23 protein-coding genes are annotated in these 21,836 nt (G+C 59.4%); 16 read left to right on the forward strand and 7 right to left on the reverse strand.

The window, feature by feature from the left end:
* The first annotated feature begins 303 nt into the window (after window positions 1–303).
* Genes QVF59_RS18390 through QVF59_RS18400 form a run of 3 tightly spaced genes read left to right on the forward strand, consistent with a single transcriptional unit; the run spans window position 304 to window position 4,009 of the window.
* A complete protein-coding gene (locus QVF59_RS18390) occupies window positions 304–2,010 on the forward strand; it encodes a proline--tRNA ligase (RefSeq protein ID WP_287881715.1) in 1,707 nt (568 codons plus the stop codon).
* On the forward strand, window positions 2,010–2,648 hold the full coding sequence (locus QVF59_RS18395) for a lytic transglycosylase domain-containing protein (protein WP_287881717.1): 639 nt from the start codon (window positions 2,010–2,012) through the stop codon (window positions 2,646–2,648). Before QVF59_RS18390 ends, QVF59_RS18395 begins: the two co-directional genes overlap by 1 nt.
* A gap of 53 nt (window positions 2,649–2,701) precedes the next feature.
* Window positions 2,702–4,009, forward strand: a complete 1,308-nt coding sequence (locus QVF59_RS18400; RefSeq protein ID WP_287881719.1) for an Nramp family divalent metal transporter — start codon at window positions 2,702–2,704, stop codon at window positions 4,007–4,009.
* A gap of 249 nt (window positions 4,010–4,258) precedes the next feature.
* On the opposite strand, the gene QVF59_RS18405 is transcribed toward QVF59_RS18400, so the two are convergent.
* The 5 genes from QVF59_RS18405 to QVF59_RS18425 form a co-directional block, all read right to left on the reverse strand.
* Window positions 4,259–4,756 (reverse strand): MarR family winged helix-turn-helix transcriptional regulator, encoded by a 498-nt coding sequence (locus QVF59_RS18405; RefSeq protein WP_159874625.1) that lies wholly within the window; start codon window positions 4,754–4,756, stop codon window positions 4,259–4,261.
* 238 nt (window positions 4,757–4,994) lie between these two features.
* The gene (locus QVF59_RS18410; RefSeq protein WP_159874626.1) at window positions 4,995–5,534 is read right to left on the reverse strand and encodes an RDD family protein; all 540 of its coding nucleotides are present in this window, start codon (window positions 5,532–5,534) and stop codon (window positions 4,995–4,997) included.
* Between the two features lie 22 nt (window positions 5,535–5,556).
* Complete coding sequence (locus QVF59_RS18415; protein ID WP_287881729.1) at window positions 5,557–5,946, reverse strand: DUF3106 domain-containing protein; 390 nt, start codon at window positions 5,944–5,946, stop codon at window positions 5,557–5,559.
* The gene (locus tag QVF59_RS18420) at window positions 5,939–6,325 is read right to left on the reverse strand and encodes a DUF3619 family protein (protein ID WP_287881731.1); all 387 of its coding nucleotides are present in this window, start codon (window positions 6,323–6,325) and stop codon (window positions 5,939–5,941) included. Before QVF59_RS18420 ends, QVF59_RS18415 begins: the two co-directional genes overlap by 8 nt.
* The gene (locus QVF59_RS18425; RefSeq protein WP_287881733.1) at window positions 6,322–6,888 is read right to left on the reverse strand and encodes an RNA polymerase sigma factor; all 567 of its coding nucleotides are present in this window, start codon (window positions 6,886–6,888) and stop codon (window positions 6,322–6,324) included. Before QVF59_RS18425 ends, QVF59_RS18420 begins: the two co-directional genes overlap by 4 nt.
* 225 nt (window positions 6,889–7,113) lie before the next feature.
* On the opposite strand from QVF59_RS18425, the gene ilvB reads away from it, so the two are divergent.
* The 6 genes from ilvB to bioD all read left to right on the forward strand — a co-directional run bounded on the left by ilvB (window position 7,114) and on the right by bioD (window position 14,503).
* The gene (ilvB, locus tag QVF59_RS18430) at window positions 7,114–8,880 is read left to right on the forward strand and encodes a biosynthetic-type acetolactate synthase large subunit (RefSeq protein ID WP_287881735.1); all 1,767 of its coding nucleotides are present in this window, start codon (window positions 7,114–7,116) and stop codon (window positions 8,878–8,880) included.
* Window positions 8,881–8,890: 10 nt separating this feature from the next.
* Complete coding sequence (gene ilvN, locus QVF59_RS18435) at window positions 8,891–9,382, forward strand: acetolactate synthase small subunit (protein WP_059284698.1); 492 nt, start codon at window positions 8,891–8,893, stop codon at window positions 9,380–9,382.
* A gap of 64 nt (window positions 9,383–9,446) precedes the next feature.
* Window positions 9,447–10,463, forward strand: a complete 1,017-nt coding sequence (gene ilvC / locus QVF59_RS18440; RefSeq protein ID WP_159874631.1) for a ketol-acid reductoisomerase — start codon at window positions 9,447–9,449, stop codon at window positions 10,461–10,463.
* Between the two features lie 229 nt (window positions 10,464–10,692).
* Window positions 10,693–11,445 (forward strand): CDP-diacylglycerol--serine O-phosphatidyltransferase, encoded by a 753-nt coding sequence (gene pssA / locus QVF59_RS18445; protein WP_159874632.1) that lies wholly within the window; start codon window positions 10,693–10,695, stop codon window positions 11,443–11,445.
* A gap of 305 nt (window positions 11,446–11,750) precedes the next feature.
* Window positions 11,751–13,547, forward strand: a complete 1,797-nt coding sequence (locus tag QVF59_RS18450) for a 2-isopropylmalate synthase (RefSeq protein ID WP_287881742.1) — start codon at window positions 11,751–11,753, stop codon at window positions 13,545–13,547.
* A gap of 314 nt (window positions 13,548–13,861) precedes the next feature.
* Window positions 13,862–14,503: a dethiobiotin synthase gene (bioD, locus tag QVF59_RS18455; protein WP_287881744.1), complete on the forward strand. Its 642-nt coding sequence runs from the start codon at window positions 13,862–13,864 to the stop codon at window positions 14,501–14,503.
* A 21-nt stretch (window positions 14,504–14,524) separates the two neighbouring features.
* On the opposite strand, the gene QVF59_RS18460 is transcribed toward bioD, so the two are convergent.
* Window positions 14,525–15,736 (reverse strand): HD-GYP domain-containing protein, encoded by a 1,212-nt coding sequence (locus QVF59_RS18460; protein WP_287881746.1) that lies wholly within the window; start codon window positions 15,734–15,736, stop codon window positions 14,525–14,527.
* Between the two features lie 310 nt (window positions 15,737–16,046).
* Here QVF59_RS18460 and coxB point away from each other — a divergent pair, with 310 nt between their 5' ends.
* The 5 genes from coxB to QVF59_RS18485 are packed head-to-tail and all read left to right on the forward strand — an operon-like array spanning window position 16,047 to window position 20,423.
* Window positions 16,047–17,180, forward strand: coding sequence for a cytochrome c oxidase subunit II (gene coxB / locus QVF59_RS18465; protein ID WP_287881748.1), 1,134 nt, complete (start codon window positions 16,047–16,049; stop codon window positions 17,178–17,180).
* Window positions 17,181–17,190: 10 nt separating this feature from the next.
* Complete coding sequence (gene ctaD / locus QVF59_RS18470; RefSeq protein ID WP_287881750.1) at window positions 17,191–18,819, forward strand: cytochrome c oxidase subunit I; 1,629 nt, start codon at window positions 17,191–17,193, stop codon at window positions 18,817–18,819.
* A gap of 12 nt (window positions 18,820–18,831) precedes the next feature.
* Window positions 18,832–19,374, forward strand: a complete 543-nt coding sequence (locus QVF59_RS18475; RefSeq protein WP_159874636.1) for a cytochrome c oxidase assembly protein — start codon at window positions 18,832–18,834, stop codon at window positions 19,372–19,374.
* Complete coding sequence (locus tag QVF59_RS18480) at window positions 19,371–19,547, forward strand: DUF2970 domain-containing protein (RefSeq protein ID WP_287881752.1); 177 nt, start codon at window positions 19,371–19,373, stop codon at window positions 19,545–19,547. The genes QVF59_RS18475 and QVF59_RS18480 overlap by 4 nt, the downstream gene beginning before the upstream one ends.
* Before the next feature lie 12 nt (window positions 19,548–19,559).
* The gene (locus tag QVF59_RS18485) at window positions 19,560–20,423 is read left to right on the forward strand and encodes a cytochrome c oxidase subunit 3 (protein ID WP_287881754.1); all 864 of its coding nucleotides are present in this window, start codon (window positions 19,560–19,562) and stop codon (window positions 20,421–20,423) included.
* Window positions 20,424–20,430: 7 nt separating this feature from the next.
* On the opposite strand, the gene QVF59_RS18490 is transcribed toward QVF59_RS18485, so the two are convergent.
* Entirely contained in the window at window positions 20,431–20,631 is a 201-nt protein-coding gene (locus QVF59_RS18490) for a DUF2909 domain-containing protein (RefSeq protein ID WP_159874639.1), read from the reverse strand.
* A gap of 91 nt (window positions 20,632–20,722) precedes the next feature.
* Between QVF59_RS18490 and QVF59_RS18495 the strand changes: the two genes are divergently transcribed.
* Together QVF59_RS18495 and QVF59_RS18500 are read left to right on the forward strand one after the other, a co-directional pair.
* On the forward strand, window positions 20,723–21,331 hold the full coding sequence (locus QVF59_RS18495; protein WP_287881756.1) for an SURF1 family cytochrome oxidase biogenesis protein: 609 nt from the start codon (window positions 20,723–20,725) through the stop codon (window positions 21,329–21,331).
* Window positions 21,328–21,831 carry a redox-active disulfide-containing membrane protein gene (locus tag QVF59_RS18500; RefSeq protein ID WP_159874641.1) on the forward strand — a complete coding sequence of 168 codons (504 nt, stop codon included), beginning with the start codon at window positions 21,328–21,330 and terminating at the stop codon, window positions 21,829–21,831. Before QVF59_RS18495 ends, QVF59_RS18500 begins: the two co-directional genes overlap by 4 nt.
* The last annotated feature ends 5 nt before the right edge of the window (window positions 21,832–21,836 follow it).

Consider the following 21,836-nt stretch of genomic DNA (forward strand, 5'->3'; position numbering starts at 1 on the left):
CATGATTTGTGTGTGCATTCTTTATGTAGTTAAGCATGCATGCCATTCGTCTTCCGTGATTGTTGCGGCGCAAGAAAACGGAATGGCCTGTGAGCGCGAAGGTTACTACTGTGTCAGTACAGCGCCAAGCTAATGCTGTAGCGCTGCGTGTTTTCTTTTCGGCCCTGTCGGGGGAAAACGACAAACTCACACATGGTAGCCCATGCGTGAACGGGCAATAGCAGGCCTCCGACAGGATGCTTTCCCGTCACCCGTGCAAACCGCTACAATCAACCCCATTTAGCCGAATACCAAGGACGCATCATGCGCGCATCGCAGTTTTTCATTTCCACCCTGAAAGAAGCCCCCGCCGACGCTGACATCACCAGCCAGAAGCTGATGATTCGTGCCGGATTCATCCGCAAGGTTGCTGCCGGTATCTATTCCTGGATGCCGATGGGCCTGCGCGTGGTGCGCAAGGTGGAAAACATCGTGCGCGAAGAAATGAACCGTGCCGGTGCCATCGAAGTCTCGCTGCCGGTGGTACAGCCGGCCGGACTGTGGCAGGAGTCTGGTCGTTGGGACACCATGGGCGAGGAGATGCTGCGCTTCAAGGATCGTCACGAGCGTGACTTCGCCCTGCAGCCCACCGCCGAAGAAGTGATTACCGACATCGCCCGCAGCGAGCTGCGCAGCTATCGCGCCTTGCCGAAAAACTTTTACCAGATCCAGACCAAGTTCCGCGACGAGCGCCGCCCGCGCTTTGGCGTGATGCGTGGCCGCGAGTTCACCATGAAGGATGCCTACTCCTTCGATCGCAGCGCCGAAGCCGCCGGCGTCAGCTACGACAATATGTACCAGGCCTACTGCCGCATCTTTGATCGCCTGGGCCTGACTTACCGCGCCGTGGCGGCCGATACCGGTGCCATCGGCGGTGACCGCTCGCACGAATTCCAGGTGATTGCCGATACCGGTGAAGATGCCATCATCTACTGCCCGGATTCCGACTACGCCGCCAATATCGAACTGGCCGAAGCCGTGGCCCCGGTTGGTGAGCGCCCGGCCGCCAGCGCCGCGCTGACCAAGGTGCATACCCCCAAAGTCAAGACCATTGCCGATCTGGTCGGCTTCCTCGACATCGACATCAAGAGCACCGTCAAGGCGCTGGTGGTGGAAGGCAGCGAAGGCGAGGCCGTGTTGATGCTGGTGCGTGGTGACCACGAACTAAATGAAGTGAAGGCAGAAAAAGTGGCCGGCATCAAAAAGCCGCTGACCATGGCTGCGCCGGCCATCATCCGTGAGGCTTTTGGCGCCAATCCGGGTTCGCTGGGTCCGGTGGGCTTCAAGGGCCGCATCATTGCCGACCGTACTGTGGCCAAGATGGCCGACTTTGTCATCGGTGCCAACGAAGATGACCAGCACTACACCGGCGCTAACTTTGGCCGCGACTGTGCCGAGCCGGAAGTGGCCGACATCCGCAACGTAGTGGCTGGCGACCCCAGCCCGGACGGCAAGGGCGTGCTGGCCATCCAGCGCGGCATCGAAGTGGGCCATGTGTTCTATCTGGGCACCAAGTACTCGCTGGCCATGAACGCCACCTTCCTGGATGAAGACGGTAAGCCGAAACCTTTCGAAATGGGCTGCTACGGCATTGGTGTCACCCGTATTCTGGGTGCCGCCATCGAGCAGAATCATGACGACAAGGGCATGATCTGGCCGGACAATATCGCACCGTTTGCCGTAGCCATCTGCCCGGTTGGCTATGACCGTTCTGCCGAAGTGAAGGCTGCGGCAGACAGCCTGTACGCCGAGCTACTGGCCAAGGGCGTGGATGTCATCCTCGACGACCGTGGCGAGCGCCCGGGTGCCATGTTTGCCGACTGGGAGCTGATTGGTGCCCCGCACCGCGTCACCATTGGCGACCGCGGCCTGAAGGAAGGCAAGGTCGAGTACCAGCAGCGTCGTGATGCTGCGGCAACAGCCGTTGCCGCAGATGCTATTCTGGAACATCTGCTCGCCAAACTGTCCTGATGAAAATCCTCCTGTCGCTGCTTGCCCTTACCACCATGCTGGCCTGGTCGCCAGCATGGGCTGGTGCGCAGCGTGAGGAGGCGCTGGCTGCCAATGTGGCATCGGCAATGAGCCGTACCATTGCCGATGTCAACGCCCCGCGGCTGGTGTTTGACGCCCCGCAGGAGGGGCAGGCCTGGCTGGCCGAGATGTCGCGCCGTTTGCAAAAACGCATTCCCGACAGCTGGATGCGTGAACGCCTGCTTACCGCCATCCAGTATGAGTCCACCCGTGCCGGGCTGGACCCGCAAATGGTGCTGGGGCTGATTCAGGTGGAAAGCGGCTTCAACAAATACGCCATTTCACCGGTTGGCGCACGTGGACTGATGCAGGTGATGCCTTTCTGGGTAAGGCAGATTGGCAATCCGCAGCATAATCTGTTCGAACTCACCCTGAACCTGCGCTACGGCTGTACCATCCTGCGCCATTATCTGGACATGGAGCGGGGCAATCTCTACCGTGCGCTGGGCCGCTATAACGGCAGCCTGGGCCGTCCCGAATATCCTAATCTGGTGATTGGTGCATGGAAAAAACAATGGGCGTGGACCGCGCCAGTACCAGTCAGAGTGGCAGGCAATAGCCTGCCTTTAGGCCAGTAGATATTGCACGCTATCTGCGTGCATTTTTTTGCCTTTCCGCTTGAGGATGTTGCATGTTTTCCCTCCCCCGCAAGGCAACCGCCCCGTTTTGTCCCGCTGAAGTCCAGGGCAGTATCCGTATCGACGCCCGCGCGCCCTGGTGGCAGCGGCTGCGTCGCTTTGCCGGCCCCGGTCTGCTGGTGGCCGTCGGCTATATGGACCCCGGCAACTGGGCGACCGATATCGAGGCCGGTTCACGCTTTGGCTATGGCCTGCTGTGGATTGTTGTCCTCTCAAGCCTGGTAGCCATTGCCCTGCAGTTGATGGCCGCACGGCTGGGGCTGGTAACAGGACTGGATCTGGCACAGGCCAGCCGGGCTCGTTATGGCCCGCTTGGCCGCTACTTGCAGTGGCTGAGCGCCGAGCTGTCCATCATTGCCTGCGATGTCGCCGAGGTGCTTGGCTGTGCCTTGGCCTTCAAGTTGCTGTTTGGCATTCCGCTGGCTTGGGGCGTCGTGCTGACTGCCTTTGATACCGTGATCGTGCTGGGCATGAAGGGCAAGGGTTTCCGGCAGATCGAGGCCGTGGTGCTGGGCCTGATCGCTACCATCGCCCTGTGCTTTGCCATCCAGGTGTTCATGGTGGGGCCGGACTGGCAGGCAGTTGCCCGCGGCCTGCTGCCGTCCAGTCCGGGGGACGATCTGCACCAGGCCGTGGTGCTGGGGTTGGGTATCGTGGGGGCCACCATCATGCCGCACAATCTCTATCTGCATTCTTCGGTGGTGCAGACGCGCAAGGTGGAGGGTGGTCAGCATGGTCTGCGCGACACGCTGGCCTTGTGTCGTATTGATACCGTGCTGTCCCTGTTGCTGGCCATGCTGGTGAACGGTGCCATTCTGGTACTGGCCGGCTCGGCGTTTCATGCGGTGGGGCAGCCGGTGGTGGATGACATCGAACAGGCCTACCGGTTGATCACCCCGCTGGCCGGTGGTGCGGCGGCTTTGCTGTTTGGCCTTGCCTTGCTGGCATCGGGCCAGAGTTCCACCCTCACCGGCACGGTGGCCGGACAGGTGATCATGGATGGATTCTTGCAAATCCGCATTCCCTGCTATCAGCGGCGGTTGATCACGCGCGGTCTGGCTTTGCTGCCAGCCTTGCTAGGTGTACTGCTACTGGGCGAAGGGGCAGTCGGGCGTATGCTGGTGTGGAGCCAGGTGGTGCTCAGCCTGCAACTGCCGCTGGCGATGTGGCCGCTGCTGCGCATGACGGCCAGTCGGCAACTGATGGGGGAGTTTGTCCTGTCTCCGCTGATGCAGCTGGTGGGCTGGCTGTTGTTTGTGCTGATCTGTGGGGCAAACCTGTTATTGATCATCGGCCTGTAAACGGCAATAAAAAAGCCGCCATAAGGCGGCTTTCAGGCTGCTGAGCAAGTGATTTGGTGCGATTGCTCTGGCCCCGGCAAAGCCGGGCCTTTCGATGAAGTGACTGATTCCGCAGCCTTCCCATCTATTCCCTATCCCCCCGCCCTTAGCCTGTAAGGGAGCCTCGCTTTCTTTTCAGAAAGCGAGAGGGGGTTGTCCAAAATTAGAAAGCCGCCATCCGGCGGCTTTTTTATTGAGTGGGCGTGGTGTTCAGTCTTCCTGGGTTTGCAGTAGCTTTTTCAGCAAACCGGCCAGCTGGATCTTCTCGGCTTCGTCCAGGTTCTCCATCAGTTCAGCCTCTGCGGCCAGGTGATTGACCACGGCCTCTTCAATGACGGCAAAGCCCTTGGCGCTGAGGGTGACGATCACACCGCGGCGGTCTTCCGGGTCGGGCGAACGGTTTACCAGGCCGGCTTCTTCCAGACGGTTGATGCGGTTGGTCAGCGCACCAGAAGAAATCAGCACCATACCTTGCAACTGGTTGGGCGATAGCTGGTAGGGCTCACCACGGCGGCGCAGTGCCGCCAGCACGTCAAACTCGCCGACATTCAGGTTGTAGCGGGCCAGATCCTGCAACACGCGGCGGGTAATGAAATATTCCATCCGCACGATGCGGCCGATAACGTGGGTCGACGAGGGATCGAGGTCGGGGCGTACTTCATTCCAGAGGGCGACGATGCGGTCGATCTGATCAGGCTGTTGATGCATTCTGCGATATTCCAGGTAAGGGAGGGGCATGGCTTTCCGTTCCGGGCGCAAAGCGTATCATGAGTTGTCGGTGAAGTATCTTTCCATGAAGAGATAAGTCTGAGGGCATGTAGCGTGTAAACGGGTCGGCAAGCCAGCAATAGCTGGCCTGGGTGCCGATTTTTCAGATCAAGATACCGTCTGCCTGTTGTCGACTGCCTGTGGGTAAACTTGCGACAGTAGCCGGGCTGAATCGGATTCAGCTGCGGCTTTTCCCCTTGCCTGGATGAGGTGCCTTGGGCAGGGCAATCTGGCGGGTACGGGCCAGCCTATCGTGCAGAAACAGCCGGTCCTTGTCGTAAAAGGCGGCCAGGTAGGGCAGGGCGCACCAGGCGAGAGAGATCAGCAACGCTTCGCGGCCATGCCCCAGATTGCGCGACCAGGCCAGATAAGAAATGGCCGGCATGCCGACGAACAGCAGCAGCCCCACCACATAACGAAAGCCGGCCTGCCGCCAGTCAATCAGTTCCATATTGTCTTGTCTGACCAGTTTCAGCCGCCATGCTTTCATGGCCACGGTCTGGCCGGACTTGACCCAACTGCTACCAAAATAACCGAACAGGCTGCCGGCCAGTGCCAGCTGGGTAAGTACATCCAGTAACAGCGAACGGCCCAGCCAGGCTTGCAGGCCGGTCATCAGGGCGGAAACGGTAAGCAACAGGGCTGCAATCAGCAGCAGTTCGTAAAACTGGCTGCACAGTCGGCGGCCAATACTGGCGTCGGTAAAGGATGAAGACATGAAATGGCGGGCTAGTTGACGGTCAGCCGGAAGCCTGTGGCTTGAGCTGGCCTTGTTTCAGGCGCTGGATGGCTTTTTCCCGGTCGGCCGGAGGTAGGCTTTGCAGCGTTTTCCAATTGTTGCGGATTTGCTGGCGTTGTTCCAGCGTCAGGTCGGACCAGATCTTCAGCTTGCTTTGCAGGCGCAATCTGCCGGCGGCATCCAGGCTGCGGTATTCCGGTACGATGGCCAGCAGGTTTTTCTTCTTTTCCGGCGCGTAGCGATCCCATTCCCCGGCCAGCGGGGCCATCACGATCTGCTGTTCGCTATCCAGCTGATCCCAGCGCGGGTTGGTGAGCGGGCTGGCTGCTGCCGGCAGGGCCAGCAGGCTGCCCAGCAGCAGTACGGGCAGAAGGCGGCGTAGACTAGTCATGCATGCTCCCGGAGAAGTGCGGCTCCATCAGCACCTCCAGCGGCAGCTCGTGCGACAGGATGGCGGCATCGACTGCCTCTTCCTCCACGAGCAAGCCTTCTGCCAGCCACACGCCGGTACCGGCGGCCATGGCAAAACTGAGGGCCAGCATGCTGCGGCGCAGTGCCTGGGTATGACGCAGCAGCCACAGCGCCAGCCGTTCACCATGACCGGCTGGCTGGCGGATGCGCTCGTCAAAGCGGCCCAGCGCCTGTTCGCGCGCCTGCTGCAGGCGTTGCAGCACGGCGGGGTCGGGATCCTGACCTGCCTTGTCGAGTATGGTGGTTACGGTGCGGCTCAGTTTGTCTTCGGTAGCAAGCGCTTTGTTCGAGGGTTTCATAGCACCACTCCTTTTTGCTGCAGGATGGCGGCCAGGGTATGGGTGGCGCGCGAGCAATGTGTCTTGACGCTGCCTTCCGAGCAGCCCATCACCCTTGCCGTCTCGGCAACGTCCAGTCCTTCCCAGTAACGCAGCAGGAAGGCTTCGCGTTGACGGTTGGGCAGTAGTTGCACGGCACCATCAATCAGTTGGGCAACTTCCTTGCGGGCATACCATTTTTCGGGATTGCTGCTGGCTTCATCGGCAGTGATGTTGAGGACTTCCAGCGGATCTGCCGTTTCGTCTTCCTCACGAGTGGGCAGCAGCGAGGACAGCAGGGTGCCAAAGAAATTTCTTACCTTGGCGCGGCGGAAGTGATCGCGAATGGTGTTTTGCAGGATGCGCTGAAAAATCAGCGGCAATTCTGCCGCCGGTGCATGGGCGTAGCGGTCTGCCAGTTTCATCATGGAGTCCTGCACGATATCCAGTGCGTTTTCTTCATTGCGCACGGCGTACAGGGCTTGCTTGAAGGCGCGACGTTCCGCCGACAGCAAAAAGTCGGCCATTTCCTTGCGGCTTGCCATGAGAGAGGGGGATTCGGGTTGATGCCAACGGGAGATAGTAGCAGAGCCTCGACGCCAAGACCACCCTGCGGATTTCCCTGTTTTTACCGTGGCTTAGCGTGTTTTTGCACCTGCACAAAAGCCTTGACCGCTATTTGAGGGATACGCTAAGGTCTTTCATCACAACGGGATGAAACACAAGTCAATTGCCAAGATTGACTGCAAGACAAGACAAAGAGGCAAAAGATGCAGATATCGGGCGCGGAAATCCTGGTCCGTTGCCTGCAGGAAGAAGGAGTCGAATTTCTGTTCGGCTACCCTGGTGGCGCAGTTCTGGAAATTTATGATGCCATCTTCCGGCAGGACAAGTTCAAGCACGTTCTGGTACGCCATGAGCAGGCCGCAGTGCATGCAGCCGATGCTTATTCGCGTTCCAGCGACAAGGTGGGCGTTGCACTGGTGACCTCGGGTCCCGGTGCCACCAATGCCGTTACCGGCATTGCCACCGCCTATATGGATTCGATTCCGATGGTGGTGATCTCTGGCCAGGTGGCCACGCCGGCCATCGGTCTGGATGCCTTCCAGGAAGTGGACATGGTGGGTATTACCCGCCCGTGCGTGAAGCACAACTTCCTGGTCAAGGACATCAACGACCTGGCGGAAACCATCAAGAAAGCCTTTTACATCGCCAAGAGCGGTCGTCCAGGCCCCGTGGTGGTGGATATTCCCAAGGATGTCACCCAGCAAAGTGCCGAATTCCACTACCCGGAAAGCGTGCACATTCGTTCCTATGTGCCTGCCACCCGCGGCCATCCGGGACAGATAAAGAAGGCCATCAACCTTCTGCTGGAAGCCAAGCGTCCCTACATTTATGTCGGTGGCGGTGCCGTACAGGGCAATGCCGCGGCCGAAGTCACCGAGCTGGTGAAATCGCTGGGCCTGCCGTGTACCAACACCCTGATGGGCCTGGGTGCCTATCCGGGTTCCGATCCGCAGTTCCTCGGCATGCTGGGCATGCACGGTACTTACGAAGCCAATATGGCGATGCAGTACTGTGATGTGCTGATTGCCATCGGTGCGCGTTTTGACGACCGTGTCATCAGTGTGCCCTCGCACTTCCTGTCGCAGCCGAAGAAGATCATCCACATCGATGTGGACCCGTCTTCCATTTCCAAGCGCGTGAAGGTGGACGTACCCATCGTGGGCGACGTCAAGCACGTGCTGCGCGAAATGCTGGACATCCTGCGCCAGTCCGGCCAGAAGCCGGATGCCGGCTACCTGGCTGGCTGGTGGAAGCAGATCGAAGAATGGCGTGGCCACAATTCGCTGCTGTACACCCCGTCCACCGAGCTGATCAAGCCGCAATACGTGGTGGAAAAGCTGTACGAGATCACCGGTGGCAAGGCCATTGTCGCCTCTGATGTGGGACAGCATCAGATGTGGGCAGCGCAGTATTACAAGTTCGATAATCCAAAGCAGTGGCTCAATTCCGGCGGCTTGGGTACCATGGGCTTCGGTTTGCCGGCAGCCATGGGCGCGCAACTGGCCAATCCGGATGCAACCGTCGCCTGTATCACCGGCGAAGGCTCCATCCAGATGAACATCCAGGAGCTGTCCACCTGCAAGCAATACCATACCCCGGTCAAGGTGGTGGCGCTGAACAACCGCTACCTGGGCATGGTGCGCCAGTGGCAGGAATTCTTCTACGGAACCCGGTACTCCGAGTCCTATATGGACGCGTTGCCGGACTTCGTGAAGGTGGCCGAGGCCTATGGCCATGTTGGCTTCAAGATCGAAAATCCGTCCGACGTGGAACCGGTATTGCGCGAGGCGTTTGGCCCTGCGCTGAAGGAGCGCCTGGTATTCCTTGATTTCCGTACTGATCAGTCCGAGAACGTGTTCCCGATGATCCAGAACGGCAAGGGCCTGGACCAGATGGACTTGCCGCCGCACATGCGCGATGTCCAGCAGCTTCCTTTCGAGAACAACCGTGACTACGGCAATATGTGCTGAGGCGGACGGTATGAGACATATTCTTTCGATCTTGCTGGAAAACGAGGCGGGCGCACTGTCCCGCGTGGTGGGCCTGTTTTCGGCCCGGGCTTACAATATTGACTCACTGACAGTGTCGACTACCGAGGATCCGACGCTGTCACGGATGACGATCGTCACGCATGGTTCTGACGAAGTCATCGAACAGATCACCAAGCAGCTCAACAAGCTGATCGAGGTGGTCAAGGTGATAGACCTCAACGAATCCGAGCACATCGAACGCGAGATGATGCTGATCAAGGTGCGCGCTACCGGTAAAGACCGGGAAGAAATGAAGCGCATGGCGGATATTTTCCGCGGTCGCATCATCGATGTTACGGAAAAGACATACACCATCGAGCTGACTGGTACGAGCGACAAGCTGGGGGCCTTTATCGAGGCCATTGACCGCGCAGTGATCCTGGAAACGGTCCGTACTGGCGCATCCGGCATTGGCCGTGGTGAACGGGTTCTGAAAATCTGATATATCTATACATCTGGCGGCGGGCCACAGCAGGTGGCCGCCCGGATAACAAGGGACAAAGCAAATGAAAGTGTATTACGACAAGGACGCTGATCTTTCCATCATCAAGGGTAAAAAAGTAGCCATCATCGGTTACGGCTCGCAAGGCCATGCCCACGCCCAGAACCTGAAAGAGTCTGGCGTTGATGTGATTGTTGGTCTGCGCAAGGACGGTGCGTCCTGGAAAAAGGCCGAAGCCGCTGGTCACAAGGTCAAGGAAGTGGCCGAAGCAGTGAAGAAGGCCGATGTCGTGATGATCCTGCTGCCGGACGAATCGCAGCCGGACGTATATCGCAGCGAAATCGCCCCGAACATCAAGAAGGGCGCTGCCCTGGCTTTTGCTCACGGCTTCAACGTGCATTACAACCAGATCGTTCCGCGTGAAGACCTGGACGTAATCATGGTTGCCCCGAAAGGCCCGGGCCACACCGTGCGTTCCGAGTACGTGAAGGGTGGCGGCGTGCCGACCCTGATCGCCGTTTACCAGGACAAGTCCGGCAAGGCCCGTGACGTGGCCCTGTCCTATGCTGCTGCCAACGGCGGCACCAAGGGTGGCGTGATCGAAACCAACTTCCGCGAAGAAACCGAAACCGACCTGTTCGGCGAACAGGCTGTGCTGTGTGGCGGCGCGGTAGAACTGGTGAAAGCCGGTTTCGAAACCCTGACCGAAGCCGGTTACGCTCCGGAAATGGCTTACTTCGAATGCCTGCACGAACTGAAACTGATTGTGGACCTGATGTACGAAGGCGGCATCGCCAACATGAACTACTCCATCTCCAATAACGCGGAGTATGGCGAGTACGTGACCGGCCCGGAAGTGGTGACCTCCGCCACCAAGGAAGCCATGAAAAAGGCGCTGTACCGTATCCAGTCCGGCGAATACGCCAAGATGTTCATCCTGGAAGGCAAGACCAACTATCCGAGCATGACTGCCCGTCGTCGCCTGACCGCCGATCATCCGATCGAAAAGGTGGGTGCCGAACTGCGCGCCATGATGCCCTGGATTTCCAAGAACAAACTGGTCGACCAGTCCAAGAACTGATTTCGAAGTCGGTCAGTGTGCAAAGCCGGGGCAACCCGGCTTTTTTCATGCCTGTGCATCCGGGATGGTGTGGGCTCGCGGTGTTTTTGCCGCCTGTGCTAGCTTGGATTAAACTAGCGGGTTCTGCGCCAAGGCGCCCGATATCCAGATCGTCGACGTATTGACTGCACGGCTTGTGCCGCCGTTGCAATTCAGCGCCGTATCGACCGCTTCGCTTACGGATAACACCATGATCAATGATCCCGTTCCGGGCAAACCCTCCCTGCGCCGCCAGGGCATTTACCTGCTACCCAATTCCTTTACCCTGGCCGCCCTGTTTGCTGGCTTTTATGCCATCGTCCAGGCGATGAACCAGAATTTCCAGATTGCTGCCGTTGCCATTTTTGTTGCCATGATTCTGGACGGCATGGATGGGCGCGTGGCCCGGCTGACGCACAGCCAGAGCGCCTTCGGTGCCGAGTTTGACAGTCTGTCGGACATGGTGAGCTTTGGCGTGGCCCCGGCGCTGGTAGCCTATGAATGGCTGCTGAAAGATATGGGCAAGCTGGGCTGGATGGTGGCTTTCATTCACTGCGCCGGCGCAGCGCTGCGGCTGGCGCGCTTCAATACCATGATAGGTACAACAGACAAGCGCTGGTTTACCGGCCTGCCCAGCCCGGCTGCGGCGGCGCTAGTGGCTGGGTTGGTGTGGATTTGCCATGCCTACGATTACACCGGCCTGCCCGGCCTCAAATGGGTATTGCTGGGTTTCACCGCATTTTCCGGCATCACCATGGTGACCAATGTGAAGTTCTGGAGCTTCAAGGAAATCCACCTGCGCCGTCGCGTACCGTTTGTGATGCTGCTGGCGCTGGTGGTGGCTTTGCTGTTGCTGATGTCCGAGCCGCCGCTGGTGCTGTTCGGCTTCTTTGTCTGCTATGCGCTGTCCGGCTATGTGATGGCGGCCTGGCGCTGGTGCAAACCGAAGCCTGTGATGCTTTGAAGCTGTTGTTTGCTGTACAGATCACCCCGTTGGCACCTGACGCAACGGGGTTTTTTATTGTCCGCTACGATGTGGCTATTGGACAAAATTGTCCAATTTTTGTCTGAATTGTTCTGATGGTCCGATCATGCCGCTGACAGCTCTCGGTGTCTTTGTTAGCTGATTTTAAGAAATATTAGACTTAATGTCCAATATTTGCATATTTGGCACAGAATTTTTGAATTCTCCCCACATGTTGCACTGCGTGTTTGACGAAATATTGTCCAATCGATACATTGGTTAAAACTTTGCTGCAGGAGCACAACATGCAATTGGACATTGAACGACTGATCGAAGACCTGGGTGGCCCCGGTGCGGTGGCTGAAGGCCTGAGTCAGCTGTTTCCCGATGAGCCGGTCAGCCGTGCAGCAATCTACAAATGGAGAGAACGTGGCAGCCTGCCGCTGTCACAGTTGAACAAACTGGCACAACTAGCCGCCAGCCAGGGCAAGAGATTCGATTTCAACGATTACCTGAACGCCGCCGGGACAGCAGCACAGGGACAAGGGAGAGCATTCGACATGGGCGACCGTCTTTACATTTTTGATACCACCTTGCGTGATGGCGAGCAGTCGCCGGGCGCCTCCATGACCAAGGAAGAGAAGATCCGTATCGCCCGCCAGCTGGAACGTCTGGGTGTCGATGTGATCGAGGCCGGCTTTGCCGCTGCCAGCCCGGGTGATGCCGACGCCATCCGCGCCATTGCCGAGGTGATCAAGGATTCCACCGTCTGTAGCCTGGCCCGTGCCAACGAGCGCGATGTGCGTGCCGCCGGTGAAGCCATCAAGCCTGCTGCGCGTGGTCGCATCCACACTTTCATTGCCACCAGCCCCATCCACATGGAAAAGAAGCTGCGCATGAGCCCGGATGAAGTGGTGGCCGCAGCGGTAAAGGCAGTGCAGATTGCCCGTGAATACACCGACGATGTCGAATTCTCTGCCGAAGACGCCTTGCGTTCGGACATCGACTTCCTCGCCCGCATCTTTGGCGAAGTGATCAAGGCCGGTGCCACCACGCTGAACGTGCCGGATACCGTGGGTTACGCCGTACCGCGTGCTACCGAAGCCTTCTTCCGCGAGCTGATCAGCAAGACGCCGGGTGGCGACAAGGTGATCTGGTCCGCCCATTGCCACAACGACCTGGGCATGGCGGTGGCCAATAGCCTGGCCGCCGTGTTGGGTGGTGCCCGTCAGGTTGAATGCACCATCAACGGCCTGGGTGAGCGTGCCGGTAATGCCGCGCTGGAAGAAATCGTCATGGCCGTACGTACCCGCAAGGATGTGTTTGCCGTGGAAACCCGTGTCGATGCCACCCAGATCGTGCCGGCGTCCAAGCTGGTGTCCACTGTGACCGGCTACCCGGTACAGCCGAACAAGGCCATCGTCGGTGCCAATGCCTTTGCTCATGAATCCGGTATCCATCAGGATGGCGTGCTCAAGCATCGCGAAACCTACGAAATCATGTCCGCCGAGAGCGTGGGCTGGAGTGCCAACCGCCTGACGTTGGGCAAATTGTCCGGTCGCAATGCCTTCAAGACCAAGCTGACCGACCTGGGCATCGTGCTGGACAGCGAAGAGGCACTGAACGCGGCTTTCGCCCGCTTCAAGGACCTGGCCGACCGCAAGCGCGAGATTTTCGACGAAGACCTGCATGCACTGGTTTCCGACGAAATGGTGTCCACCTTGCAGGAGGACTACAAGTTCGTGTCGCTCAAGATCAACACCGAAACCGGTGAAGCACCGCAAGCTGCTATCGTGTTTGTCGAGCACGGCGTGGAAAAACGCTGCGAATCCAGCGGCTCCGGCCCGGTGGATGCCGCCTTCAAGGCGATCGAAAGCACGGTTAACAGCGCGGCCGAACTGGAACTGTACTCGGTGAACGCCATTACCAAGGGCACCGAATCGCAGGGCGAAGTTACCGTGCGTCTGGCCAAGGATGGCCGCGTGGTGAATGGCCAGGGTGCCGATACCGACGTGATTGTGGCCAGTGCCAAGGCTTACCTGTCCGCACTGAACAAGCTGAGTAACCGTCAGGAGCGTGTCAAGGCACAAGGCGACGTTTAAGAATTTGATTTTGTTTTCAGCCGGGCTAACTGCCACAGCCCGGGACTGGTCTGACGGATTTTCCCCATCCCGTTCCCGTCAGGCCGGACCCGCCCGGTGGCAGCCATCCGGCAACAGGTTTCAGTTCACCCTTTGATTGAAACCACAGGCTCACAAGGCCGCATCCCATTCAGCCCCGGCTCACAAGGCCAGTGCGGCAGACAGCCGACCCAGGAGGTCGGCGTTGTCGCGCTGGCGGGCTGACTCCAGCCTTACCCTTCCGCGCATCCCGCGTTATCATCGCGCCTGCTTCATTCATGCAAGGTGCGCATATCATGTCCCAGGGATTTTTCATTACCGGCACCGATACCGAAATCGGCAAGACCCATTCCGCTGTCGCGCTGATCCGCCATTGGCAGGCGCATGGCCAGCGGGTATTGGCGATGAAACCGGTGGCCTCCGGCTGCGAGATTCTGCCGGACGGCAGCTGGCTGAATGACGATGTGGCCCGGCTGGTGGCGGCAAGCGGACAGCAGGATCTGGACCTGATGAACCCCTACCGCTTTTTGCCGCCGGTATCGCCCCATATTGCGGCGCGTGAGGCCGGTGTAGAGATTTCGCTGGAGCGTATTGTCAGCCACTACCGGCAACTGGCGGCGCAGGCGGATACCGTGCTGGTGGAAGCCGCCGGTGGCTGGCTGGCCCCTCTGGCCGAAGGCATCTATATGGAGGACATGGCGCGGGCGCTGCAACTGCCGGTGATTCTGGTGGTGGGCATGCGGCTGGGCTGCATCAACCATGCCTTGCTGACGGTGCGGGCGATCGAGGCTTCCGGCCTGACACTGGCGGGCTGGGTAGCCAACCGGGTGGTGCCGCAGCAACTGGCCTACGCCGACAATCTGGCTACCCTCAAGGCAGCCATCTCCGCACCGCTGCTGCTGGAGCTGCCTTACGACGGGGCTGCATCCCAGGGCTAGCTCCTGTCGGCACTGGTCTTGTCAGCTGGCGGTCACCGGCGTGTCGAGCAAGGTGCTGCTGAGTTCCTGAAACAGCATGCAGTCATCCGGTCCCAGCCGGTCCTGGGTCAGGCTCAGGTCCCGGCCCAGATTGCGCAGCCGCCAGTTGATTTCCTGGCTGGCCAGCATGATTTCCAGCTGCAGATCTTCCTCCTGCCCCAACTGATTGCCTGACTGCATGCCCGTGCTGAACAGCGAGCGCTGGATGCCATCAAACTGGCTCATGCAGCGGCTGAGGGTGATCTGACCGGTACTACTCAGTTTTTCTTCTTGTAAATTCAGTAGTTGGTGGGTGATGGTTCCGATGTGCTTGAGCAGGGCGTGCAGGTCTTCCATGGCCTGTGCCATGCCATTGGCGGTGGCATTGCTATGACTTAGCTGACGGATAATGCGGTTAAGCAGGGAGACCGATGGCCGGTGGAATTCACCCGGAATGATGCGCAAGGCAATATCCAGCCTTTGATAGGGGTGGCTTTTGTGTAGCAGCAGCTGGGTGGCCAGGTCAGCTACCGCGATGATCTGACCGGCAATCCCCAGCTCTTTTTCCTTTTCCCGGCGTGGATAGCCGCTGCCATCCAGCCGTTCATGGTGCTGCAAAATGGCCAGCGCTACCGTTTCCTTGTGGGTGAACTGCCCCAGTTGCCGCATCTGGCGGTAGCCGATCAGCGGATGTGCCATGCGGTGGCGCCACAGGGTGGCACTGTTGCCAGCCTCCGGGCTGACTGTTCTGGGGCTCAGATAGAGCTCGCCGATATCATGAAACAGCGCCGCCAGTGCAATTTGTTCCAGCAGGATGCTGGATTGCCCAGTGCGCAAGGCCAGCCCCAGGCTGATCAGGCAGCACAGCAGGCCGTGATCCAGCTGCTCTTGTTCTTCCAGCATGGCCAGGAGAATGGTGAGGGAGTGATTGAGCGGCAGATTCTCCAGCACGGCAAGGCAGGCATGCCGATGTGCTGTTTTTTCCAGTAGCACCTGCAGCAGCCGTTGGTTGGAAAGCAAGTGCTGGCATTTTTCTTGCAGCAGGGCATGTGCTGCAAAATCCGGCAGTGCCAGGCTAGCTTCCAGTGGCGAGCGCAGCAATTGCTGCGGCAATTCCTGTACGTGCTGGTTCTGCAATGTCTGCCCGCTGTTAAGCAGGATGCTGCCATCCGTTGCCGCCAGGCTGTGTTCTACCACAATGGACTGTCTGGCCATCAGCCCCGACAGGGAGGCCAGAAAATGAGGATTTGCACTGTACTGCTCATGGCTTGCATTCGGCATGATGGGTGTTGGCAGTGTGAGCTGGGCAGGTATTCGCCGGGATGATGGTGAATCAGTCATCATTATTTGCCATCGTAACGCAATTACAAGAATATGCTTACGGAATTTACATCCCTGCCGCACTGCGTCATGAAAGATTCTTGTTTTTATTCACGCCTGACCTAGGATTGCAAGCAGCTGTTGATATTTGTTGCCAGTGCTTGAACAGGCCGTCGAGTATCTTGTGGCCGGAAGAGGGGGACGCATGTCCTGCCCGCGCTTGTGCGGCAGTAGCGCCGCGTGGTTGATCCTGAACAGCACGGCGGTGCACGGGCAGAGTGCGGCCTTGAATCTGCAAGCCCCCGCCACTTCCCTGGCCAGGATGGAGTACGACCTGCACACCATGCTACTGCTGGTGACCGGGGCAATCTTCCTGCTGGTGTTGGCCGTGATGCTGTATGCCATCGTGCGGCACCGCAAGTCGGTCGGCCATGAGGCCAAACCCTTCCATGAAAACACCACGGTAGAAATCATCTGGACCGTGCTGCCCCTGCTGATCCTGCTGGCCATCGCCTGGCCGGCCACCCGCGCCGTGTTGAACCAGAAAAGCACGCATGGCGAGGATATGACCATCCGCATTACCGGCTATCAGTGGAAGTGGCGTTACGACTATCTGGACGATAATTTCGGCTTTGTCAGCCATCTGGCCACCCCACGTGCTGCCATGGCCGCCACCGCAGTACGTCCGGAACATTACCTGCTGGAAGTCGATGAGCCGCTGGTGCTGCCAACCGGGCGCAAGGTACGCCTGCTGCTGACGGCCAACGATGTCATCCACTCCTGGTGGGTGCCGCAACTGGGTATCAAGCAGGATGCCATTCCCGGCTTCCTGCGTGATGCCTGGTTCATGGTAGACAAGCCCGGCATTTACCGTGGCCAATGCTCGGAGCTGTGCGGCAAGGATCACGGCTTCATGCCCATCGTGGTGGATGCGCGCAGCCCGGAGGACTATGCCCGCTGGCGTACGGCGCGGCTGCAACAGCTAGCGGCCAGTGCTGACGATCCGTCCAAGGTATGGTCGCTGGCGGCCCTGCGCGAACGCGGCGAGAAGGTGTACGGCCAGAACTGTCTGCCTTGTCATCAGGCCAGCGGCAAGGGCATCCCCGGTAACTTTCCGGCGCTGGATGGCTCACCGATAGTCAATGGTGACAAGGCGGCGCATATCCGCATCGTGTTTCATGGCAGTCAGCGCAATCCGGCCATGCAGGCCTGGGGCAAGCAGTTGTCCGATACCGAAATTGCTGCCGTCATCACCTATGAGCGCAATGCCTGGGGTAACCATACCGGCCAGCTGGTGCAGCCGGCTGAAATTCGCGCCGTGCGTGGCGGTAGCGGTTGAGGAGACGGTCATGGACATGGCAAGCGGTGCAGCAGACAAGCTGCCCACGGCGCACAAGCCGCATGGGCTGGGGCGCTGGTTGTTCGCCACCAATCACAAGGACATCGGTTCGCTGTATCTGTGGTTTGCCTTCAGCATGTTTCTGGTAGGGGGCGTGCTGGCACTGTGCATCCGCGCCGAACTGTTCAGTCCCGGTTTGCAGTTCTTCCAGCCGGAACTATTCAACCAGCTGACTACCCTGCACGGGCTGATCATGGTGTTCGGTGCCATCATGCCGGCCTTCACCGGGCTGGCCAACTGGATGTTACCGCTGATGATAGGCGCGCCGGACATGGCGTTTGCCCGCATGAATAACTGGAGCTTCTGGCTATTGCCACCGGCCATGTCCCTGCTGCTGCTGTCCTTCATCGTTCCCGGCGGTGCGGCGGCGGCGGGCTGGACGCTGTACGCGCCGCTGTCGGTACAGCTGGGCATGGGCATGGATCTCACCATCTTTGCCATCCACATTCTGGGGGTCAGCTCCATCATGGGGGCCATCAACATCGTGGTCACCATCATCAATCTGCGCGCGCCGGGCATGCGCATGATGAATATGCCGATGTTTGCCTGGGCTAGCCTGATTACCGCCTACCTCATCATCGCGGTAATGCCGGTGCTGGCCGGTGCCGTCACCATGGTGCTGACCGACCGTCACTTCGGCACCCACTTTTTCAATGCGGCCGGTGGGGGTGATCCCATCCTGTACCAGCATGTGTTCTGGTTTTTCGGTCATCCGGAGGTGTACATCATGGCGCTGCCGGCCTTTGGCATTGTCAGCCAGGTGATTCCCACCTTCGCGCGCAAGCCCTTGTTCGGCTACAGCTCCATGGTGTATGCCACCAGCTCCATCGGCGTGCTGTCCTTCATGGTGTGGGCGCACCACATGTTTGTCACCGGCATGCCGGCCACCGCCCAGCTGTTCTTCATGTACGCCACCATGCTGATTGCCGTGCCAACCGGGGTGAAGGTGTTTAACTGGATTGCCACCATGTGGCAAGGCAGCATGAGTTTTGAAACCCCGATGTTGTTTGCCATCGGTTTCATCCTGCTGTTCACCATCGGTGGCCTGTCCGGCGTGACGTTGAGCGTGGCGGCGGTGGATGTGCAATTGCATGGCAGCTATTACGTGGTGGCGCATTTTCACTATGTGCTGGTGGCCGGTGCCTTGTTCAGCCTGTTTTCCGCTGTCTACTACTGGTTTCCCAAGATGACCGGCCGCATGTATGTGGAGCGGCTGGGCCAGCTGCATTTCTGGTGGTCCTTGCTGTGGTTCAACGTCACCTTCTTTCCCATGCATTTTCTGGGTTTGGCCGGCATGCCGCGCCGCATCCCGGATTACGCGCTGCAATTTACCGATTTCAACCGTATAGCCAGTATTGGCGCCTTCATGTTTGGCCTGGGGCAGCTGATTTTCCTGATCAATATCCTGTATTCGCTGCGCCACGGCAAAACCGCGCCGCAGCAGCCATGGGGAGGGGCCAATACCCTGGAGTGGCGTTTGCCCACGCCCGCGCCCTATCACAGCTTCAGTCAGCCGCCGCAACTGGAAACGGCTGAAAACGGGGTGGTGCTGAGCATGCGGGATGGCGGGCAGGTTTAGCGGGAGCGGGAAATGGATAGCCGGCGGATGGCCAATGCAGTATTGCTGCGCCGCTTGCTGCTGGCGGCAGTGCTGATGTTCGGCTTTGCCTGGCTGCTGGTGCCGCTGTACCGGGTGCTGTGCGAGGTGACTGGCCTGAACCGGGTGGTGGCTGCCGATGCCTTGTCGGGCGAGGCCGAAGTACAGCCAGCGGCGCGACCGGTGGAGCTGCAACTGGACGCCATGGTGCAGCCCGGCCTGCCCTGGCAGGTGCGGCCGCAGCAATCCCGGCTAAAGGTGGAAACCGGCCAGTTCATCCAGCTGCAGTATGAAATGCGCAATAACAGTCAGCAAAAAGTAGTTGGCCAGGCGATTCCGCGTTATCTGCCGGCTGAGGCCGCCGCCTATGTCAAGAAGCTGGAATGCTTCTGTTTTCGCCAGCAGCTGTTTCAGCCAGGAGAGACGCGGCGTTTTCCGGTGGTGTTGTTGATCGACCGGCAGCTGCCCGCCGGGATTGATCGCATCACCTTGGCCTATAGCGTGTTTGACGTACCGGGGCAGGGGAGCGGGCCGTGAATGGCTGGCGTGGTGTACTGGCCGTGCTGTCGGCTTTTGCCGGCATTCGCAAACGGCAGTCGGTGCAGGGAGACAGTCAGTTGCGGCCATGGCAACTGGTCATCACCGCGTTGTTGCTGGTGCTGATGCTGATTGGCTTGCTGCTGGTGCTGGCCAACTGGATCGGCGCTTGAGGAGAGTGCGCAATGGACATTCGGGAACAACATGCAGCCGGGCAATATTTTGTGCCAGCCCCTTCGCGCTGGCCGGCCCTGGGTGCCGCCGCGCTGTTTTGCCTGGGCCTTGGGGCCGCACTGGCCGTTAACGGCGTGGGGTGGAGTGGCTGGCTGCTGCTGGCCGGCGGCCTGGCCTTGCTGCGCATGTTGTTTGGCTGGTTTGGCGATGTGATTGGCGAAAACCAGCAGGGCCGCTATCAAGGCCAGGAGAGCATGTCTTTTCGCTGGGGCATGGGCTGGTTCATCTTCTCCGAAGTCATGCTGTTTGGCGCATTTTTTGGTGTGCTGTTCTGGCTGCGCCTGGTGGCGCTGCCTACGCTGGGCAGCCTGGATTACAAGTGGCTATATCCTGATTTCTCCCCCAGCTGGCCCTTGCTGACGGCACCGCAGGCGATGGTGAGCTATCAGGCAATGGAAGCCTGGGGCTTGCCGGCACTCAATACGCTGATTCTGTTGTCTTCCGGCGCTACGCTGACCTGGGCGCACTGGGGGCTGCTGCAGGGGCGGCGGCGGCAACTGCAACGCGGTTTGCTGTTCACCTTTAGCCTGGGCGGCCTGTTTCTGATCTTGCAGGCCATCGAATACCACCACGCCTGGACTACGCAGCATTTGACGCTGTCTGCCGGTGCCTATGGCATGACCTTCTACATGCTGACCGGCCTGCATGGCCTGCATGTACTGCTGGGTAGCATCATCCTGCTGGTGGTGTGGTTACGGGTGCTGCGCGGGCATTTCGACCACCAGCACCATTTCGCCTTCGAGGCGGCGGCCTGGTACTGGCATTTTGTGGATGTGGTGTGGCTGCTGCTGTTTGTGCTGGTGTACTGGCTATGAATCCTGCTCAGCCCGGCTGGTGTGGCCGCCACCAGCCAAACAACACACCCAGCAACAGCAACATGAACAGGCCGATGGACAAGCCGACACGCAAGGTCAGCGAGCGGATCAGCCGCTGTGATCCCGAATCCGCCTTGAGCAGGCCGGAAAGCCCCCAGAACAGTACCAGCACGATACAGGCCAGCAAGAACACAATGATGATTTTCATGGCGGAATCCCCCGGTACTGCCCGGACAGCAAACACATGTATTCAGTCTAGTGGCAAAAAACGTGGCCGTGGGTTTCTGTTGTTATGCGTCTTGTTACCTTTTGTACTGGCGTTGTGGCAATGGCAGCGCGGCATGGACAAGCTGCGGCTGGAGCAGATGCTATTGGCACGGCAGGCACCGGCGGTAGTGACTGCCTTGCCGGCAGCAGGAGAGCCCGATATGGCCCGTTACCAGTTGGCGGGCGCTAGTGCCGGTGGCATGCCCATCCTGCTGGACAACAGCCTGCTGGACGGTATGCCGGGCCAGCGCATATTGCAGGTGCTGCGGCTGGATAATGGCAGTCTGGTGCTGGCAGACCTGGGCTGGCGGGCTGCCGCGCAACCTGTGCCGGTGCAGCGCCTGCCGCAGCGTCTGTCCGGTCAATGGTTGCCATGGCACGCACGCTGGACTCTGCCTGGTGCGCGGCAGGGCATTGACGGCGTGGTGGATGATGTCGACCGTGCCGCCTTGCAGCAGCGTTATCCGGGGCGCTGGCATCCGGGAGTATTCATCCTGCAGCCGCCCTTGTCCGGGTTGCAGCCCTGGCCTCTGCAGCCAACCTTGTCGGCCCAGCGCCATTTTGCCTATGCGCTGCAGTGGCTGTTGCTGGCAGTGTGTGTGTTGCTGCTGTGGCGACGCTGGGTGCGGAGTGCGGAATGAATGCGCGCCGCACGGGACAACTGCGCTTGCTGGCCATGCTGGCGCTGTGCCTGCTGCCGGTTGTTGCTGCCTGGTTCAGCTACCGTTTTTTGCCACCTGAGGGTGGCAAGAGTTATGGCGAGATGCTGCCCACGGTGCATTTTGTGGCGGCGGAGCAGCAAGCCTGGCCGCGTGGGCAGTGGGTACTGGTGACGCAGACGGCTGCGGCGTGTCAGCGGTCCTGTCGGCAGCGGCTGTATGCAATGCGTCAGGTTCATCTGGCGCTGGGCGAGGCCGCGCCGCGGGTACGCAGGGTACTGCTGCATGACCGACAGGTTGTTGCTGCCAGCGACGGTGTGTTGCTGTTGCCGCAGCGACAACCCATCCAGCCTGAGCGACAGGGCTTCTACCTGATCGATCCGCAGGGCAACCAGTTGCTGTTTTATGCCGATACCTTGCGGCCGGAACGCATCATCCGCGAACTGGCGATGGTGCTAAAGGTGAACAACGGCATGGGTTGAAGCAT

Origin of the sequence: Aquitalea sp., from assembly GCF_030150775.1 — a bacterium.
Taxonomy (GTDB): Bacteria; Pseudomonadota; Gammaproteobacteria; order Burkholderiales; family Chromobacteriaceae; genus Aquitalea; species Aquitalea denitrificans.

Bases quoted from the DNA above. Each gene is read 5' to 3' on its own strand.
- QVF59_RS18390 (WP_287881715.1), top strand. From the start codon at position 304: ATGCGCGCATCGCAGTTTTTCATTTCCACCCTGAAAGAAGCCCCCGCC.
- bioD (WP_287881744.1), top strand. From the start codon at position 13,862: ATGTCCCAGGGATTTTTCATTACCGGCACCGATACCGAAATCGGCAAG.
- QVF59_RS18395 (WP_287881717.1), top strand. From the start codon at position 2,010: ATGAAAATCCTCCTGTCGCTGCTTGCCCTTACCACCATGCTGGCCTGG.
- coxB (WP_287881748.1), top strand. From the start codon at position 16,047: ATGTCCTGCCCGCGCTTGTGCGGCAGTAGCGCCGCGTGGTTGATCCTG.
- QVF59_RS18475 (WP_159874636.1), top strand. From the start codon at position 18,832: ATGGATAGCCGGCGGATGGCCAATGCAGTATTGCTGCGCCGCTTGCTG.
- ilvC (WP_159874631.1), top strand. From the start codon at position 9,447: ATGAAAGTGTATTACGACAAGGACGCTGATCTTTCCATCATCAAGGGT.
- ilvN (WP_059284698.1), top strand. From the start codon at position 8,891: ATGAGACATATTCTTTCGATCTTGCTGGAAAACGAGGCGGGCGCACTG.
- QVF59_RS18405 (WP_159874625.1), bottom strand. From the start codon at position 4,756: ATGCATCAACAGCCTGATCAGATCGACCGCATCGTCGCCCTCTGGAAT.
- QVF59_RS18410 (WP_159874626.1), bottom strand. From the start codon at position 5,534: ATGTCTTCATCCTTTACCGACGCCAGTATTGGCCGCCGACTGTGCAGC.
- QVF59_RS18490 (WP_159874639.1), bottom strand. From the start codon at position 20,631: ATGAAAATCATCATTGTGTTCTTGCTGGCCTGTATCGTGCTGGTACTG.
- QVF59_RS18450 (WP_287881742.1), top strand. From the start codon at position 11,751: ATGCAATTGGACATTGAACGACTGATCGAAGACCTGGGTGGCCCCGGT.
- pssA (WP_159874632.1), top strand. From the start codon at position 10,693: ATGATCAATGATCCCGTTCCGGGCAAACCCTCCCTGCGCCGCCAGGGC.
- QVF59_RS18425 (WP_287881733.1), bottom strand. From the start codon at position 6,888: ATGGCAAGCCGCAAGGAAATGGCCGACTTTTTGCTGTCGGCGGAACGT.
- QVF59_RS18415 (WP_287881729.1), bottom strand. From the start codon at position 5,946: ATGACTAGTCTACGCCGCCTTCTGCCCGTACTGCTGCTGGGCAGCCTG.
- QVF59_RS18400 (WP_287881719.1), top strand. From the start codon at position 2,702: ATGTTTTCCCTCCCCCGCAAGGCAACCGCCCCGTTTTGTCCCGCTGAA.
- QVF59_RS18420 (WP_287881731.1), bottom strand. From the start codon at position 6,325: ATGAAACCCTCGAACAAAGCGCTTGCTACCGAAGACAAACTGAGCCGC.
- QVF59_RS18485 (WP_287881754.1), top strand. From the start codon at position 19,560: ATGGACATTCGGGAACAACATGCAGCCGGGCAATATTTTGTGCCAGCC.
- ilvB (WP_287881735.1), top strand. From the start codon at position 7,114: ATGCAGATATCGGGCGCGGAAATCCTGGTCCGTTGCCTGCAGGAAGAA.
- QVF59_RS18500 (WP_159874641.1), top strand. From the start codon at position 21,328: ATGAATGCGCGCCGCACGGGACAACTGCGCTTGCTGGCCATGCTGGCG.
- ctaD (WP_287881750.1), top strand. From the start codon at position 17,191: ATGGACATGGCAAGCGGTGCAGCAGACAAGCTGCCCACGGCGCACAAG.
- QVF59_RS18460 (WP_287881746.1), bottom strand. From the start codon at position 15,736: ATGGCCAGACAGTCCATTGTGGTAGAACACAGCCTGGCGGCAACGGAT.